At 72.9% G+C, this 16,817-nt stretch carries 14 protein-coding genes; 3 read left to right on the forward strand and 11 right to left on the reverse strand.

Annotated features, from left to right (window positions below; translation table 11 throughout):
• Window positions 1-12: 12 nt before the first annotated feature.
• Together Vau01_RS50650 and Vau01_RS50655 are read right to left on the reverse strand one after the other, a co-directional pair.
• The gene (locus tag Vau01_RS50650) at window positions 13-585 is read right to left on the reverse strand and encodes a hypothetical protein (protein WP_204008421.1); all 573 of its coding nucleotides are present in this window, start codon (window positions 583-585) and stop codon (window positions 13-15) included.
• A 28-nt stretch (window positions 586-613) separates the two neighbouring features.
• Window positions 614-1,201: a hypothetical protein gene (locus Vau01_RS50655; protein ID WP_204008422.1), complete on the reverse strand. Its 588-nt coding sequence runs from the start codon at window positions 1,199-1,201 to the stop codon at window positions 614-616.
• 34 nt (window positions 1,202-1,235) lie between these two features.
• On the opposite strand from Vau01_RS50655, the gene Vau01_RS50660 reads away from it, so the two are divergent.
• Window positions 1,236-2,072: an SseB family protein gene (locus Vau01_RS50660; protein WP_204008423.1), complete on the forward strand. Its 837-nt coding sequence runs from the start codon at window positions 1,236-1,238 to the stop codon at window positions 2,070-2,072.
• A gap of 65 nt (window positions 2,073-2,137) precedes the next feature.
• On the opposite strand, the gene Vau01_RS50665 is transcribed toward Vau01_RS50660, so the two are convergent.
• The 5 genes from Vau01_RS50665 to Vau01_RS50685 form a co-directional block, all read right to left on the reverse strand.
• Window positions 2,138-5,500 (reverse strand): S8 family serine peptidase, encoded by a 3,363-nt coding sequence (locus Vau01_RS50665; protein WP_204008424.1) that lies wholly within the window; start codon window positions 5,498-5,500, stop codon window positions 2,138-2,140.
• A 68-nt stretch (window positions 5,501-5,568) separates the two neighbouring features.
• Window positions 5,569-6,348, reverse strand: a complete 780-nt coding sequence (locus Vau01_RS50670) for an alpha/beta fold hydrolase (protein ID WP_204008425.1) — start codon at window positions 6,346-6,348, stop codon at window positions 5,569-5,571.
• Window positions 6,345-6,824, reverse strand: coding sequence for a (2Fe-2S)-binding protein (locus Vau01_RS50675; protein WP_204008426.1), 480 nt, complete (start codon window positions 6,822-6,824; stop codon window positions 6,345-6,347). The genes Vau01_RS50670 and Vau01_RS50675 overlap by 4 nt, the downstream gene beginning before the upstream one ends.
• Window positions 6,821-9,046, reverse strand: coding sequence for a xanthine dehydrogenase family protein molybdopterin-binding subunit (locus Vau01_RS50680; protein ID WP_204008427.1), 2,226 nt, complete (start codon window positions 9,044-9,046; stop codon window positions 6,821-6,823). Before Vau01_RS50680 ends, Vau01_RS50675 begins: the two co-directional genes overlap by 4 nt.
• Window positions 9,043-9,876: an FAD binding domain-containing protein gene (locus Vau01_RS50685; RefSeq protein WP_204008428.1), complete on the reverse strand. Its 834-nt coding sequence runs from the start codon at window positions 9,874-9,876 to the stop codon at window positions 9,043-9,045. Before Vau01_RS50685 ends, Vau01_RS50680 begins: the two co-directional genes overlap by 4 nt.
• Window positions 9,877-9,958: 82 nt before the next feature.
• On the opposite strand from Vau01_RS50685, the gene Vau01_RS50690 reads away from it, so the two are divergent.
• Window positions 9,959-10,717 carry an IclR family transcriptional regulator gene (locus Vau01_RS50690; protein ID WP_204008430.1) on the forward strand — a complete coding sequence of 253 codons (759 nt, stop codon included), beginning with the start codon at window positions 9,959-9,961 and terminating at the stop codon, window positions 10,715-10,717.
• Here Vau01_RS50690 and Vau01_RS50695 read toward each other — a convergent pair.
• Entirely contained in the window at window positions 10,710-11,639 is a 930-nt protein-coding gene (locus Vau01_RS50695) for a LysR family transcriptional regulator (RefSeq protein WP_204008432.1), read from the reverse strand. The genes Vau01_RS50690 and Vau01_RS50695 overlap by 8 nt on opposite strands.
• Window positions 11,640-11,710: 71 nt before the next feature.
• Between Vau01_RS50695 and Vau01_RS50700 the strand changes: the two genes are divergently transcribed.
• A complete protein-coding gene (locus Vau01_RS50700; protein WP_204008433.1) occupies window positions 11,711-12,631 on the forward strand; it encodes a DMT family transporter in 921 nt (306 codons plus the stop codon).
• A 24-nt stretch (window positions 12,632-12,655) separates the two neighbouring features.
• Here Vau01_RS50700 and Vau01_RS50705 read toward each other — a convergent pair whose 3' ends face one another.
• The 3 genes from Vau01_RS50705 to Vau01_RS50715 form a co-directional block, all read right to left on the reverse strand.
• The gene (locus Vau01_RS50705) at window positions 12,656-14,332 is read right to left on the reverse strand and encodes a glycoside hydrolase family 9 protein (RefSeq protein ID WP_204008435.1); all 1,677 of its coding nucleotides are present in this window, start codon (window positions 14,330-14,332) and stop codon (window positions 12,656-12,658) included.
• 29 nt (window positions 14,333-14,361) lie between these two features.
• Window positions 14,362-16,398: a polysaccharide deacetylase family protein gene (locus Vau01_RS50710; protein ID WP_204008436.1), complete on the reverse strand. Its 2,037-nt coding sequence runs from the start codon at window positions 16,396-16,398 to the stop codon at window positions 14,362-14,364.
• Between the two features lie 177 nt (window positions 16,399-16,575).
• Complete coding sequence (locus Vau01_RS50715) at window positions 16,576-16,809, reverse strand: hypothetical protein (protein WP_204008437.1); 234 nt, start codon at window positions 16,807-16,809, stop codon at window positions 16,576-16,578.
• Between the last annotated feature and the right edge of the window lie 8 nt (window positions 16,810-16,817).

Consider the following 16,817-nt stretch of genomic DNA (forward strand, 5'->3'; position numbering starts at 1 on the left):
TGATCCCCGTTGCTACTGCCAGATGGGACGGCCGCCGGCGAGCCGCCCGGCCGCGTCCCGGTAGGCCTTCTCGATCACCGCGAGCCTGGCCCGGCTGAACCGCCACGGATCGCGGTCGAACTCCGCCCGCCCCCGATCGGTCCACATCGACGACCGGGGCAACCGCTCCTCGCCCGGCTCGATGAACTTCACGACCTCCCGCACCGCCGCGGCGGCGGCCTCCATCGCGAGGGCCGCCCGCGCCCGCTCCGGATCGGAGAGCCCGTCGGGCTCCACCGGACCACCCACCGAGGTGGTGTGCGCGAACGCCAACCACTCGCCGGCGTCGATGATGCCGGACGGCTCCTCGCCGCCGAAGACCACCCCCGCTTCGCCCCCCTGCGGATCGGACTCCGGCAACCGGAACGTGTACACGTCGATGTTCGCGCAGTCGCGGCAGAACGCGGTGTACTCGGCGAACGCGTCACCGTCGCGGATGTCGACGGTGTCGGTGAGGTCGCGGTTACGCCCGCGGCACCCCGCGCAGTCGCGCAACTGCACGAACATCATCGCCTCGTTGTGGCTTCGCGCGGCCGGGACGTTCACATCGGCAAGAATACGGGTCCGGACCCACTTAGCCGGCGAAGCGGGCGGCGAGATCGAGGCAGGCCAGCCGGAGGTGTTCGAGCTTGTCGCGCCGGAAGCGGTCGGGGCCGCGGTCGCGGACGTCGCGGCCGTCGTCGGTCCAGAAGGAATCCGGGGGGACGTCGTCGGAGCCGGCCGGGATGAACTTCAGGACCTCGCCGACCGACTCGGCGGCGGCCTTGAACATGTACCGCCGCCGGCGCCACTCGTCCTCCGACACGCCCAGGATCGCCGCCGGCGTCGCCGCGATGATCCGGTCGGCGCACTGCAGCCACTGCCCCGCGTCGATGATCTCGGACGCCTCGGCCCGCCCGAATTCCGGTTCGCCCGCGGTCAACGGCGGCGTCCGCCCGCCGCCGGCAGTCTCGGCATCGGCGAACTCGTCGTCGATGCGGAACCGGAAGTCGCGACCGGCATGGCAGGTACGGCACGGGCCGGTGTACCGGGTGATCAGCGCATCGCCGTCCACGATCATCCGCACCGCCTTGGTGAACTTCTCGTCACCGCAGGCCCCGCACGGATGCAGCGCCATGAACATATGGGCCTCGGCGCTGCTACGGGCCCGTGGTGCGGACATGCCGACCACTGTAAGGGGGGCTATCATCGCGCCGGTGACTGAGCCGACCCCCTGGCCGACCCCTGGGCAGCCGGACGAGGGGCCGCCGTGGCGGCCCGCCAACGACGTCGAGACGCGGCTGCTGGCCGCCCTGGACCGCGACGACCGGCAGGAGTTCTTCCGCACCCTGATGACGGCGCCGCTGTTCCTTCCGCAGACGGTGGCCGATCCGGACACGGCCACCGAGGCCCAAGCGGAGGACTACGTCACCTTCGACAGCGGCGAGGTGACCTACCTGCTGGCGTTCACCTCGGTCGAGACGCTGCAGGTGTGCGTCGGGCACATCGCCAACGGCTACGTCGAGAGCGACTACGACACCCTGCGGGTGGGCCTGGCCGACAGCGACCTGCAACTGGGCTTCAACCTCGGCACCCCCATCGACGCCTGGCTCGACCCCGAGTCGGTGGCCCGCGCCGCGGCCGGCGAGATCGCCGTGCCCACCGGTGCGGAGATGGCCGAGCTGATGGAGCTCACCGACCCGGCCAACGCCGCCGCCGTCGACGCCGCGGCCGAGCAGGAACTCGAGGCGTACGTCGACGACTACATCACCGGCCTCGTCGACGGCGACGTGCTGGTGGTGGCCGACCGTGGCACCTGGCGCATCGCCCCGGTCGACGGCGTCCCCACCATCGAGGTCTACAGCGCGGCCGAGCACACCCCGCCCGGCACTCCGACCACCACCGCCCCGTTCCTCGACGTGGTGGCGCGGTGGCCGGCCGGCGCCGAACAGCTCACGGTGAACCCCGGCACCCCGCTGGCGTTCAGCCTGCCCGCCGAGGTGCTGGCCGCCTTCGCCGAGGAGGCGCATCTCACGTCCCCCGAGAACAACTGACCCCCGCGCGATCTTGGACTCCTCGCGGTGCCAGGGCACCGTCCGGAGTCCAAGATCGCGTGGGATCAGGCGCGGTAGGCGGCGGTCACCGTCTGGGTGATCTGGCTGCCGGCGGAGCCGGCGGCCGCCACGCGGAGCGAGACCGCCTGGCCGGCGGCCGGGGTGGGTAGCGCCGCCGAGTAGCGGCCGGTGGCGGTGCGGGCGACGGTGGCCGGCTGCCACGTCGCGCCGTCGTCGAGCGAGGTCCACAGCTGGAACGACGTGATCTGCTGGGCCTTCACGCCGACGGCCTGGCGCACGTCGAACAGCGCCGGCCGGCCGGCCACCGGGTGGTTCGCCGCGTCCAGCGGGAGTTCGTAGTCGACCGACAGCAGCGGCAACGGCTGGGTGCCGGTGCCCGACGGGCCGCTGGAGCGGAACGCCCACTCGGAACTGATCCGTGCGGGGGTGCCGATCGTGGGTCCCGTCTCGACGTCGAACGCGAGGCGGAAGTCGCCGGGGCCGGCCGGAACCGGGAAGACACCGAAGTTCTGCGGCGACGTGCCGATCAGGGAACCGTCGCGGTACAGGCGGAGCGAGCGGGTCATGCCGGGTTGCGGCCAGCCGCTCAGGCAGTCGAACCGCTGGTGCTGGTCGGTCAGCGTCACCAGCTCGACCACGATCGTGCCGCGGGTGCGCGTCGGCGCCAGCGGCGTGCATCCGCTCGACGAGAAGGCCGGATCGTCGAACCAGTCCGACCGGAGCGGTTGCCGGGCCCACGTCAACGTCTCGTGGCCACCGGGTTCGACGCGGCGGGACGCCTCCTGGGTGACGATCCCGTCGGCGTAGAAGGCCTCGTCCGTCCAGATGAAGCCCGGCGTGACGTAGTCGGTGCGGGTCTCCGGGACGTTCTCTGTCCAGCCCTCGGCGAGGTAGATGCCCTCGTCGCTGTACCCGTACCGCTTGTGCGCCGTCGGGGTGCCGATCCGGTGGAACCGGTGGTCGATCCGGCCCAGCCTGGCCTTCTCGGCGCCGGTCACGCGGTGGGTCGGGTCGGCCGGGACCTTCTCCCACGTGTGCAGGATGTCGTAGAAGCTGTCCGGCGCCGTCATTCCGAACGAGGCGATCGCCCGGAAGCGACCGATGCCGGCGCCGTCGTTCGGCGCCAGGTAGACGTTCCAGGTGCGGGCCGCTTCGCCCCAGGCGAAGGCGTAGTCGGACCATTCGGGCCCGCGCCGGGCGGTCTGGATGTAGGTGACGCCCACCGCGGTCGCCTCGGTGGCGACACCGTCCACTGTGGAGCTCAGCCGGCGGGCGCGCGCCGGATCGACGGAGACCGTCGTGGCGGCACCGATCTCCACGTCCGGATCGCCGACCAGCGCCGCGGTGTCGCCCGCGCCGCCGGTGAAGTACATGTACGACGCCATGACGCTGTACCGGCCGGCCGGCACCTTGACCGACACGGAGTCGCCCGGCGACCCGTAGAGGGCGGTCTGGAACACCGCCGGGTCGTCGAGGTTCACCACGGCGACGGTCAGCCAGCCCTCGCCGGCCGGCACGCCCGGCAGCGACCCGCTGGTGATCGTGAGTTCGTGCGTCGGTGCCTCGATCTCGAACGTCACCGGCGTGCGGGCGAGGACGGCGCCGTCGGCGCCACGGGCGGTCACCAGCGCGGTGTACAGGCCCGGCGGTCCGGAGCGGTCGACGGTGAGGGTGGCCGTGCCGGCGGCACCGGGTGCCAACGACAGCCGGGTCGCCGACAGCCGGGCCGTGCCCGCCGGCGCCGACCGTCCATTGTGGTCGGTGACCGCGACGTCGAGCCGCACGTCGGCCGGCCGGGCACCGGTGTTCGCCCACGACAGGGCCGTCTCCCGGGTCGACCCGCCGAGGTTGACGACCGCCTGCCCGGCGACCACGCCGTCGAGCGCGGCGGCGGCGTCGAGCCGGCCCGCGCCGACCGTGTAGGCGTCGGTCGTCCGGGCGGCGTCGGCGGCGCCGACCAGTGCCGCCTTCACCTGCGCGGGTGACCAGTCGGGGTGCCGGCCGGCGAGCAGCGCGGCGGCACCGGCGACGTGCGGGGTGGCCATCGAGGTGCCCGAGGCCGTGACGTAGCGGTCGTCGACCGGCAGCCCGAGCGTCGTGCCGGCGGCGCGGGCGGCGACGATGTCGACGCCCGGCGCGGCGATCTCCGGCTTGGCCGCGCGGGTGCGGAGAACCGGCCCGCGGCTGGAGAACGGGGCGACCGTGTCGGTGCGGTCGACCGCGCCGACGGTGAGCGCCGAGGCGGCGGCCGCGGGCGCGGAGATGGTCCCGTCGTAGGGACCGTCGTTGCCGGCGGCGACCACGAACAGCGCGCCGGTCTTCGCGGTGAGCGCGTCGAGGGCCTGTGACAGCGGATCGGTGCCGTCGCTGGCTTCGTAGCCGCCGAGGCTCATGTTCACCACGTCGGCGCGTGCCGCGGCCCACTCCATCCCGGCGATCACCTGGGAGTTCGAGCCGTACCCCTCGTCGTCGAGCACCTTGCCGACGAGCAGGTCGGCGTCGGGGGCGACGCCGCGCCGGGCGCCGCCGGATCCCGCCCCGGAGCCGGCGGCGGTGGCCGCGACATGGGTGCCATGGCCGAAGTGGTCGACGGCGTCGCCGCCGTCGGTGACGAAGTCGGCCCGCTCCACCACGCGTCCGGCGAGGTCGGGATGGGTGAAGTCGGCGCCGGTGTCGAGGACGGCCACGCGGGCGCCCTTACCGGTGGACCCGGCGGCCCACGCCTGTGGCGCGGAGACCTGGCGCAGGTTGGCGTCCAGCCGCTCGTGGTCCACATAGGACAGTGAGGTGGCGCGGACCCTGCGGTCCAGCCAGACCTTCGATCCGGTGCCGGCCGACCGGGCGGCCGGTGCGCCGGCGGCGAGCGACCTCAGCAGGTCGGCTCCGCCGCCGCCCTTGGGCGCGCGGCCGGCCACGGCCGCGATGCTGGGCAGCGTCCGCTTGGCGGTGAGCCCGGCGGTGAGGTCCGCGGACCGCGCCAGGCCGGTGCCCGGCCGCACGATCAGCGGCAGGTCGGTGGAGCGGGCGTCGTCGTAGCCGTTGAGCACGAGCGTCGTCACGTCGAACAGGGCCGGGTCGAGCACCGAGCCGATCAGCGGCGCGGCGGCCGACGGCACGACCGTGACGTGCCCGTCCGGGCCGCAGTGCCGGGTGAGGGCGCCGCTCTTGGCCGCCGGCTGCACGGTGACCGCCGGGCAGCCGGCCGCGCGGCCGGTGACGGTGACGACGTCACCCGTCAGGAGCGTGACGCGGTACGTCTTACCGACCGGCACCGCGGTCGGCGACGTGGGGGCCGGTGCGCCCCGCCCACCCCGGTCCCCGCCGCCGGGGTCCGCGCCCGCGGGCACGCCGAAGGTGGCGACGGCGAGCACCGCCGTCAGCACCCAACCCAACTTCCGGACTGTCATCGAGAAAGCCTTCCGGTCGAGATACACGCATTCGCATGTACGACGGCCCCGGACGGCGAATCGGTTGTTTACTCCAGGAAATCGGCGATCAGCGGCCACACGTCGGGCCGCTCGACCAGGCTGAGGTGCCGGGCCCGTTCGAGGATCTCCAGCCGGGCCGACGGGACCGCCTTGGCGATCTCCTCGGACATCGCCGGCGGCGTCGCGTAGTCCTCGTCGCCCACCAGCACCAGCGTGTCGGCGGCGATCTCGGGCAGCAGGTCGGCGACGTCGAGGGCGCCGAGGGCGTGGGCGGCCGCGGCGTGGGCGGCCGAGTCGGTGGCGAGGAAGATCTGGCTGACGCGGTTGACCTCGGTCGGGTTCGTGGCGCGGAACGAGCTGGTGAACCAGCGGTCCCACTGGAACGACAGCTGTTCCTCGCGGGGGAACGTCGTGGCGCGGTCGGCGCGGTCGGCCCACACCTGCACGCGGTCGGAGCCGTAGTTGGCCGACGCGTCGGCGACGACCAGGCGGCGGACCAGGCCGGGGTGGTTCGCGGCGAACACCAGGGCGGTGCTGCCGCCCATCGACAGGCCGATGACGTCGACCGGCCCGACGCCGAGCGTGTCGACCATCGCGGCGGTGTCGTCGGCCAGATCCTCGATGGTGAACGGGTTCCCGTCCCAGCCGGACTCGCCGTGGCCGCGGGTGTCGGTGGCGAGCACCGTGCGTCCGGCGGCGGCGAGGTGCGCGGCGAACGGGTCGAACACCGCGCCGGACAGGGCGAGCGGGTGCAGCAGAACGACCGGTTGGCCCGCCTCGCCGGCGCGGTGGACGTTCAGCTTTCCCTGCGTGGTCCAGACGATCATGGCTGCGTTCCCATCTCGGTGCCCCGGCGACGGGCGGCGGCCGCGCCGATCGCGGAGCAGATTTCCGGGTAGGTGCCGCACCGGCAGATGTTGCCGGCGATGTGCTCGGCGATCTGTCGGTGCGTGGGGTTCGGGTTCTCGGCGAGCAGTTCGTGCGCCATCAGGACGAAGCCGGGAATGCAGTATCCGCACTGCATCGCGCCGGCGGCGACGAACTCGTCGACCACGTCGTCGTCGGCGGGGAGGCCGTCGGCGGTGGTCACGTCGGTGTTGTCGGAGCGGACGGCGCGGACGAGGCAGCTGCTGACGGAGTGCCCGTCGACCAGGACCGTGCACGCGCCGCACGCGCCGACGCCGCACCCCTCGCGGACGCTGGTGACGCCGAAGTCGGTGCGCAGCACGTCGAGCAGCAGCGCGTCGTCGGCGACGGTGAGCCGCCGGCGCCGGCCGTTGACGGTCAGCTCGATCGCTCTCATCGCGCCAGCCCTTCGAGGATCCGTTCGGGCGTCAGGGGAAGCTCGGTGAACCGGACGCCGGTGGCGTCGCGCACGGCGTTGCTGATCGCGGGCGCGAGCGGGATGACCGCCGTCTCACCGACCCCCTTGGCACCGAACGGCCCGTCGCGGTGCGGGTTCTCCACGATGACGGGCGTGAGGCGGTCGGGCATGTCGAGCACCGACGGCAGTTGGTAGTCGAGCAGGTTCCCGTTGACGATGCGTCCCTCGTCGAACACGAGCCGGTCGAACAGGGCGTGCCCGAGCCCCATCAGCGCGCCGCCGACGAGTTGCTGCTCCACCAGTGTCGGGTTGATCGCCCGGCCGACGTCACCGGCGACGGCGAGGTGCTCCACGTGTACCCGGCCGGTCGCGGTGTCGACGGTGAGCTGGGCCGCGGCGGCGCCGGCGAACCAGTGCTCGGTCACCTTCGGCGAGGTGCCGGTCTCCGGGTCGTACGGCTGCCACGACGTCGTGAAGGACGCCTCGGTGGTCAACGTCGTTCCCCGGGCGCCGAAGTGTCGCTGCAGCACGTCGGGGATGTCGGCCGGATCCTGCATGCCGAGCTTGATCAGCTTGTCGCGCATGCGTTCCGCCGCCAGCCGGACGGCGTTGCCGGTGTGGTACGTGGAGCGGCTCCCGGCGGTGATGGTGTCGTACGGGGTGACGTCGGTGTCGGTGCCCACCACCCGGATCGCGCCCGCGCCGAGGCCGAGGACCTCGCAGGCGATCTGGGCCATGATGGTGTCGCTGCCCTGCCCCATGTCGACGGTGCCGATCAGCAGCGTGCCGGTGCCGTCCTGGTTGAGCTGCAGGGTGGCGTTGGCGATCGTCGGCGTCAGCACCGCCTTGACCCCGACGGCGACCCCGCGGCCGCGCAGGAACCGGCCGTCGACCCGCGTGAACGGCGTGTCCCAGCCGATCGCGCCGGTGACCGCGTCGAGGCAGCCGACGAAGTCGGCGCTGTGCATCGGTGTGCCGGACGGCGACAGGTCGCCCTCGCGGAGCAGGTTGCGGCGGCGGAACTCGGCCGGGTCGATGCCGGTGCGGTAGGCCAGTTCGTCCACTGTGGACTCGTGGAACCAGGTGACCTGCGGCACGCCGAAGCCGCGGAACGGGCCGGCCGACGGCTTGTTGGTGTAGACGCAGCGCGAGCGCACGTCGACCCGGCCGATCCGGTACGGGCCGGGTGCCATCATGCCCGACTTGGCGGTGATGCGCGGGCCGATGTCGGCGTAGGCGCCGGTGTCGTAGCGCACGTCGGCGGTGGCGTCGAGGAGATTGCCGTCGGCGTCGGCGGTCATGCTGCCGGTGACCCGGCACCCGTGCCGGGTGGTGAGCAGGAACGCCTCCTCGCGGGTCACCGGCACGCGCACGGCGAGCCGCTGGGTCCAGGCGAGCACGGCGGCGAGCGGTTCGAGCCGGTCGTACATCTTGGCGCCGAAGCTGCCGCCCAGCGGGGCGGTGCGCACCCGGACCCGGTGCAGCGGCAGGCCGAGCAGGTCGGCGAGCGATTGCCGGACGTACGACGGGGTCTGCGTGGTGGCGAGCACTTCGAGCCGGTCACCCTCGCACCAGGCCGCGGCGTAGGGCAGTTCCATCGGGACGTGGTGGGTCGGCGGGCACGAGAAGTCGCCGTCCACAGTGGACCCGCCGGCCGGGGCCGGCGTGCCGGAGCGCAACCGGTACTCGTAGTTGACGTTCGTGCCGCGCCGGCCGCTCAGGTGCGCGAGGTCGCCGAAGACGGCCGACGGCCGCAGTTCGTCGTGGACGTACGAGCCCCCGGCGATCGCCGCGTCGACGTCGTGCACGGGTTCGAGGTCCTCGTACTCCACCGTCACGAGCGCGGCTGCCGCGCGGGCGTCGGCGATCGACGACGCGACGACCGCCGCGACCGGTTCACCGACGTACCGGACCTTGTCGACGGCCAGGCACGGCTGGTCGGCGAACGCCGGGCCGGTGAACAGCCGGTCGCCGACCAGCGCGTACAGGTCGGCACCGGTGATCACGGCGACCACGCCGTCGAGCGCGCGGGCCGCGCCGGTGTCGATGCCGGCGATCCGGGCGTGCGGACGCGTGCTCCGGTGCACCGCCACCGACAGGCACGGCGGTGCCGGCACCTCGGCGGCGTAGCGCAGTTCCCCGCGGACCTTCGCGCGCCCGTCGACGCGGGCCCAGCGGGCACCGACGGCCGGCCCGCTCATCGGTTCGCCCACGCGCTGGTGGCGGCGGTCGCCACCGCCACCAGACCGACGGATTTCTTGTAGGCGGCACTGCCCCGCGCGTCCGATATGGGCTTGATGAGTGGCCCGGCGGCCGCCCGCGCGGCCTCAGCCACCGTGGCGGCCGGGCTTTCCGGCGGCAGGGCGATCTCCGTGCACACCGGCGTGGGTGCCAGCGCACCGAGGCCGAGGCGCAGCCGGCCGCCGATCGCCAGCGCGGCGACGGACGCGCACGGCCGGTCGCCGGCGGCGAGGCTGCGGAACTTCTCGAAGTGCGCGCCGGAACCGGCGGGCTGGCGGGGGATCTCGATCGCGGTGATGATCTCGCCGCGGGCGAGCGCGGTCCGGTCGGCGCCGACGAAGAACTCGCGGACCGGCAGCGTGCGGGTGCCGGCGGGGGAGACCAGTTCGACCCGGGCATCGAGCACCATGAGCGCGGCCGGCGGGTCGAGGCGGTGGTCGCCGTCGGCGAGGTTGCCGCCGACGGTGGCGGTGTTGCGGATCCGCGGGTGCGCGACCTGCCGGTACACCTCGGCGGCCAGCGGTGCGACGGCACGCACGAGCGGGTCGGTCTCCATCCGCCGCAGCGTGACGAGCGCGCCGACGCGCAGGCCGGTGTCGGTCTCGCGGAGGCCGCCGAGGCCCGGAACGGTACCGAGATCGATCACGTCGGAGGCGGCCAACGTGCCGTGCTTCAGCATGATCTGCACGGCGGTGCCGCCGCCGTAGACCAGGCCGGCATCGGCGGCGGCAAGAGCGGCACACGCCGCGGCGATCGTCGTCGGATAATGATGAACCGTGCGGGCCGCCATGTGACCTCCATGGAGGACATGATGTTCTGTATCGAGGACACTAACATCGATCCGACGTTCTGACTGAAGGCGAGGGCGCCCCATGACCGGTGACGTACCGGCGGTCGTCAACGCCGTGCGCCTCTTGGAACGGATCGCGCGCGACTGGCCCGAGCCGGTCCCGTCCGGTGCGTTGATCGAGGAACTCGGGCTCAACCGCAGCACCGCCTACAGCATTCTCGGCACCCTGCAGCGGGCCGGCTGGACCGTCACCGGTGGCGACCGCGGCGGCTGGTCGCTCGGTCCGCGGCTGCTGGCGATCGCACCCAGCGTCGAAGACCGGTTGACCGCGGTCCTCGGCGAGGAGCTCAACGACGTCAGCCGCCGGCTCGGCTTCCTCGCGTTCGCGGTGTCGCGCAACAGCAGCGACGGCTACACCGTGATCGCGCGCGCCGAACGCGGCAAGGGCGTGCACATCTCCGTCGGTCTCGGCGAGACGTTCCCGTTCGCCGCGCCGGCCATCATGCGCTCGTTCCTCGCCTGGGGCGACCGGAGTCTGATCGACAAGCACGTGCTGCCGCCGTTCACGCCCGAGACCATCACCGACCCCGACCTGCTGCTCGTCGAGCTCGACCGGACGCGGGAGCGGGGCTACGGGATCAGCGTGCGCGAGTACGACCTCGGCCAGTCCGGCATCGCCGCGCCGGTGTTCGACGCCACCGGGCGGGTGGCGCTGGTGGTGTGCGCGCTGGGGTTCTCGTCGGAGCTCAACGAGAAGACGGTCGCCCATTTCGGCCCGATGGTCCGGGACTGCGCGCGGCGGATCACCGAGCGGACCGGCGGGCTGACACCCGTCACCTGAGCTTCTTCTGCACGGCCGCGGCCAACGCGCTCATGCGGGTGGCCGCGATCTCGACCACCGCGCGGGTCGCCGGCGACAGTTCGGCCGGTGGACGGTGGACGATCGCGTACGTCTCGTACATCATCGGCCGGAACGACGCCCAGCCCAGCGTCGGCGGGAGCCGGTCGCCGAGGCGCAGCAGCACGCCGCGCGAGATGATCGTGTCGGCCAGGCCGCTGGCGGCGATCTCCAGCGCCGTCTCGGCGTCCTCGACCTCGACCCGGGGCCGCAGCGTGGCGCCCGCCTCCTGCATGATCGCGGTGAGCCGGGTGCGGGTGGTGTCGTGCTCGCGCCAGCTGACGTCGGGCAGCACCAGGCTGTAGCCGGCGAGCTGGCGGGCGGTCACCGGGGCCTTCCGCCGGTCGGGCTCCGTGCTCACGAACACCACCTCGTCGCGGAGCACCGGGGTGACCGTCAGCGTCTCGTCCTCGACCGGCAGCGCGACCAGCGCGGCCTCGAGCCGGCCCCGGCGGATCTGCTCGACGATCTCGGCCGAGTTCTGGCCGACCAGTTCCAGCCGGACGCCGGGGTGCTTCCCGAGGACGTCGGCGACCATGTCGGCGCCCAGGTAGAAGCGGGCGGTGCGGAAGATCCCGAACCGGACCGTGCCGGTGAGCACTTTTTGTATGCGGGCGACCGCGCGTTCGGCCTCACCGGCGGCGGCGAGGGTGGCGGCGGCGTGCGGCTGCAGCGCCGTGGCCGCCTCGGTGGGCACCAGGCCACGGCCGACCCGGCGGAACAGGGTGGTGTCGAGCTGACGTTCGAGCAGCCGCACCTGCTCGGACAGCGACGGCTGGGCGTAACCGAGCGACGCCGCCGCGGCCGTGAACGAGCCGTGTTCGAGGGTGGCCAGGAAGCAGCGGAGCTGATGCAGCGTCAGCATAGGAATATCCTATAGATCATCAAGGAAAGACAGGCTACCCCTGTTGTCTGTCGGCCTTTAGCGTCGGTGGCATGGGTTCCTCGTTCGGGCGTGGTGTCGTGCTGTGTCTGGTGTCGTCCACCTGCTTCGGCCTGTCGGCGATCTTCGCCAAGGAGGCGTACGCGGTGGGCGTCTCCGTACCGACGACGCTCGTCGGCCGGTTCGGGGTGGCGGCGGTGGTGCTGTGGGCGATCGTGCTCGTCCGGCGTACCCCGGTGCCGTCACCGCGGTTGGTTCTGGTGTGCGTGGGGCTGGGGCTGGCGTACGCGCTGCAGGCGGCGCTGTACTTCGGCGCGCTGGCGGCGGCCGACGCGTCACTGGTGGTGCTGCTGGTGTACGTCTACCCGGCGCTGACGATGGTGCTCGCCGTCGCGCTGCGGCGCGAGTCGCCCGACCGGCGCCGGATGGCGGCGCTGGGGGTGTCGGGCGCCGGCCTGGTGCTGCTGCTCAACACCGGTGGCACGATGGGCACGGCCGGCACGCTCGGCGTGCTGCTGGCCCTGGGTGCCGCGGTCTGCTACGCGTTGTACCTGACCGCCGCCGAGGCCCAGCCGGCCAGCCTCGACCTGTTCATGCTCACCGCGATCGTGTGCACCACGTCGGCCGTCACGCTGGCCGGGTGGGGCGCGGTGACGGGCTCGCTCGCCGTCCCGCCCGTGGCCGGCCTGGCCTGGATCCTCGTGCTCGCCGTGGTGTCCACCGTGGTTCCGCTGGTGGTACTGCTGCTGGGCGTCCGCGCCGTCGGCGCCTCCACGGCGGCGATCCTCTCCTGCTTCGAGCCGGCGGTGGTGGTGGCCGTGGCCGCGGTGCTGTACGGCGAGCGGCTGAGCCCGGTGCAGCTGGTGGGCGGGGCGGCGGTGCTCGCGAGCGTGCTGATCCTGCAGGCCAAACGCCGCGGCGGTAAGCGCGATGCCGTGCTCCACCGCGACATGGCCACCGACCCGACCGCGTAACGCGCCGCCGCGCACCCACGGGCGTCAGCGGGTGAGGAGGGCCAGGGCGAGGATGGCGGTGGCGGTGGCGTCCAGGGTGGGTTCGACGCTGGGCCACGCCGCAACGTCGTCGACATACCTCGCGCCGCGGCCGGTGAACCGCTCGAACGCGCCGGCGTGGCAGGGCTTCGCGCCGTCGGGGGTGGCCAGGTCGGCGAAGTCGGCCACGGCGGCCGGGCCGGCGACGACGGCGCCGGCCGGTGCGGTGCCGGTCAGGTTCGCGACGGGGTGCTGTGGGCACCTCGGGTACACGGCGCCGGCACCGACCACGAAGGACGTTCCCCACGCGTTGACGCCGAGCACCCACTGCACCTGGGCCCAGGCGTCGTCGACGGCGTCGGGGTCGCCCGTCACCCCGGCGTAGAGCGCGGCCGTCGCGGCCGTGCCGAACATGCGGGCCGTGGCGTCGCCCTCGGTGTAGTAGGCGCCGGCGCCGAACGGGTCGGCGGCGGCCTTGTCCCGAGCGACGTCCAGCCGCCGGCCGACGTCGGCGACCAGGTCGTCGTCGCCGAGTTCGAGGTGGGCCAGGGCGGTGGTGTCGTACAGGTGCAGCGTCGGCTCGTCGGCCGCGTCGTCGGGCCAGCGCGCGGCCAGGCGGCGCGCGTCGGCGTGCCACTGCCCGGCGCGCGGGTCGTCGAGTGCCTCGCCGGCGTGGAACAGCTCGGCCGCGGCGAGTTCGAGGTCGTCGGCGCCGGAGGTCTCCGGGTAGTAGTCCGCGGGGAACGCGGTCACCAGCCGGTCTCCGCCGGCGGCGGCGTACACGGCGGCGGCGCGGTCGAGGTCTTCCCGGGCCTGGGTCGGCTCCGTGTCGGAATACCGGCGGGCGGCGAGGGCGAAGGCCGCCGCCGTACGGCCCGCGAGGTTGCGGCTCACCGGTTCGCCGGGACGGTTCGCCGCGAACACCGGCCGGTTCGCGAGCAGCCGTTCGGGGCCGGTGCGGGCGTCGTCGGTCTGCGGCAACCGCCAGACGTCGTGGTCGCCGGCCAGCCCCGCGGTGCCGTCGCCGAGACCGACCTGGGCCTGGAGGACGGCCCGCGCCGGGTCCCACATCCGGCGCAGCCAGTCGAGGCCGTGCTCGATCTCGGCCGTCCTGGCCGGATCCGGGCCGGCGACGCGGTCGGCCACCTGCAGGCACACCAGCGCGTAGGAGGTGGTCGCGGTCAGCTTCAGGTAGTCGCCCGCGTCGAACCAGCCGCCGGACGCGTCCACATAGGACGGTGACGCGTCCAGGCCCGCGAACTCGTACACCTGGGCCCGCCGGTCGAGGCCGTGCGAGCCGTCGCGCTGGGACCGCAGGAACCCGGTCATCGACGCGACGAGCGGGGCGGCGACGTCGGATTCGACCGCGAACCCGACAGGCGCCACACCGGGAACAGCGAGGTGGTAGCGGCCGGGAGTGTCCACACTGGACAGATCGATCGGACGAACGGACGGGTACGCGGCGTTCCAGCGCCCCCGGTCCGGTCCGGTGGTGCCGGTGAGCACCGTGGCTCCGGCGTCGTCGGTCACCGTGAATGCCGCCGAGGGACCCATGAAGTACGCGGTCTTCGCCGTACCGACCGCGTACCCGGCCTGCGCGACGCGGAGCACGGTCGCCGGGCCGGGTGGCAACAACGGCGGCGCGGCGGCCGCGGCGCAGGTGAACAGTGCCACCAGCGTCACGGCCGCCGCTCCGATTCGGTCGGCCACCCTCACCCGAGCTGCGGGACGACCGCGTCGAGGGCCTTGTCGACGGTGCTCACCGTGATGCCCTTCGCCTTGATGAGCGCGAGTTCGGCGTCGAGGTTCGCCGGAGTCACCGAGTACGTCGGGTCCTCCACCGCGCTGTTCGCGCCCACCTCGTGGTAGACCAGCACGAGCCAGGAGTTGTCCCGCTTCGCCTGGTCGATCCACAGGCCCACCTGCGCCGGCGTCGTGGTGCCGAGGATGTTCTGCACCTTGATGTTGTAGACGTCGGTGGCGTCCTTCGTGTTGAAGCCCTCGTCGGTGGACCGGTGCGAGCGGTAGTACGTCTTCGCGGTGCTCACCACGGTGCTGTTGTACTCACCGAACGGCGTGCAGAAGTTCTTCGCCACGCCCGGTCCCATCCAGCCGCGCAGGGCCGCCTGCGAGTCCTTCAGCTGCCGGTCGATCTCGGCGGCCGACAGCGTCGGCAGGTGCGGGTGGTCGATCGTGTGCGACGCGATCTCGTGCCCGCCGGCCTGGATCTGCTTCATCTGGTCAACGGTCATGTACTGCGGGTCGGCGGTCTCGCCGGTCAGCATGTAGAACGTCGCCTTCATGCCGTACTTGTTCAGCGCCGGGATGCCGGCGGTGAACTGCGAGCGCCACGCGTCGTCGAACGTGAGGCTCACCCGCGCCTGGTCGAACTTCGCGGGCGTGTACTCGGTGAGCGACGCGTCGTCGTTGACGAGCCAGCCCTTCTTCGCGATCGGCTGGAACACGGTGAGCTTCGAGGCGCCCGCCGGCACGGTGTACGTCGCGTTGAGCTGTGCCCAGCCGGCCGAGGCCGGTGCGGCGGCGAGGAACGCGTACTGCACGGTGCCGTTGGTCATCGTCACCTCGACGTCGACCTCGGTGTCCACATTGGACTGGTACCAGCCCGTGTACTTGTACGACTTGCCGGCGGTGACCGTCACCGGGTTCGGCCGCCAGGCGGCGTCGCCGCTCGTGTACGCGGTCACGTCGGTACGCGCACCCCGGCTGCCGCTGTGCGCGGCCGACGGGTACGTGAACTTCGTGGTGTTCGTGCCCCACTTCGACGACGTCCACGACGTGGGCGTGGCGCCCGAACCCGTCTCCAGGCCGGGGTTGGCGATCAGGTTGCCCGGCTGCGGCGGCGGTGGCGGCGGCGGGTTGCCGACCGGCGCGTTGTTCACCGTCACCGTGATGTCGGTCGACGCCTGGCCGCCGGCCGCGTTGCGCGCGGTCGCGGTGAGCTTGTACGCCTTGTTGGTGACGGTCTTCGTGTCCCACGTGGCCGCGAACGGCGCGGTGGTGTCCTCGGCGCCGAGCGCGACGTCGTCCACCTTGAACGTGACGCCGGTGGCGTCGCTGCTCGCGGTCGCCGTGACCTGCACGGTGCCGTTGACGGTCGCGCCGTTCGCCGGCGCGCTGATCGCGATCGTCGGCGGGGTGACCGGTGGCGGCGGGTTGGTCGGCGGCGTCGAGACGGTGGTGTCGGTGAGCGTGTACGCGTCGGTCTGCAGGCTGCCCTTGGCTTCCAGCACGTGGTACACCGAGACGCGCACCGCGCCGGTCGGCGGGGTGAAGCTCGCCGCCGCCTGCTTCCACGCCGCGCTCGCCGGCACGTCGGCCAGCCACACGTACGTCTCCTTGCCGGCGGCGTCGGTGTAGACGGCCTCCAGCGTCGTCGTCACGGTGCTGATGTACCAGTCCGCGAGCGCGTACTTGGTGCCGGCCTTGACCGGGATCGGCGCGCTCATCCACTTGGCGTCGCCGGTGGTGCGCGCCGTCATGGTGATGGCGAGGCTGCGTGCGCCGTCCTTGCCGCCGGTCTTCCAGGACTGGGTGACGGTGTTGGTGCCCCAGGCGCTGAACGTCCAGTCGGCCGGCGCGCTGCCGGTGGGACCCGCGGACTCGGCGCTGGGATTGCTGATGAGGTTCGTCGTGGCGGCCTCGGCCAGGACCGTTCGTAGCCCGACGATCGTCAGCCCGACGGTCAACGCTGCGACGATCGCGACCCGGCTCAGACGGGAAGCACGCATGTGCCTGTCCTCCCGGAATGGTTCGAATGGGACGGCGTATCGCACCAAGCACTCTCGGTGAAGTCAACGAAGGCGCGCCCGACCGCGTCGGACCCCACGTGCGTCCGATCGGGCCGGCCTGCGCATATCGACGCGGGTCGCGGTGCCGGTCGGTCTCTTCGTCGTACCCCGTCCGGATTAGCCCTTGTCGCGCTCGTGCCAGTACGACTCGTTGGCGCCGACGAACCACGCCCAGGCGTTGGCGTAGGTGGTCACCGCGGCGTGCTGCTCGGGCGTCCACCGGGGCGGTTCCCGGTCGGCCAGGTCCATCGGCACCCGCGCGTCGACGAAGCGTTGACGCGCCCGGCGAAGGTCGTCGAGGGCCTTCACGTAGCGGCGGCGGGCCTCCCGCAGCCCCGGGTCGGCGCTCATCCCGGGAT

It is taken from the genome of Virgisporangium aurantiacum (assembly GCF_016863635.1).
In the GTDB taxonomy this organism is placed as follows: Bacteria; Actinomycetota; Actinomycetes; order Mycobacteriales; family Micromonosporaceae; genus Virgisporangium; species Virgisporangium aurantiacum.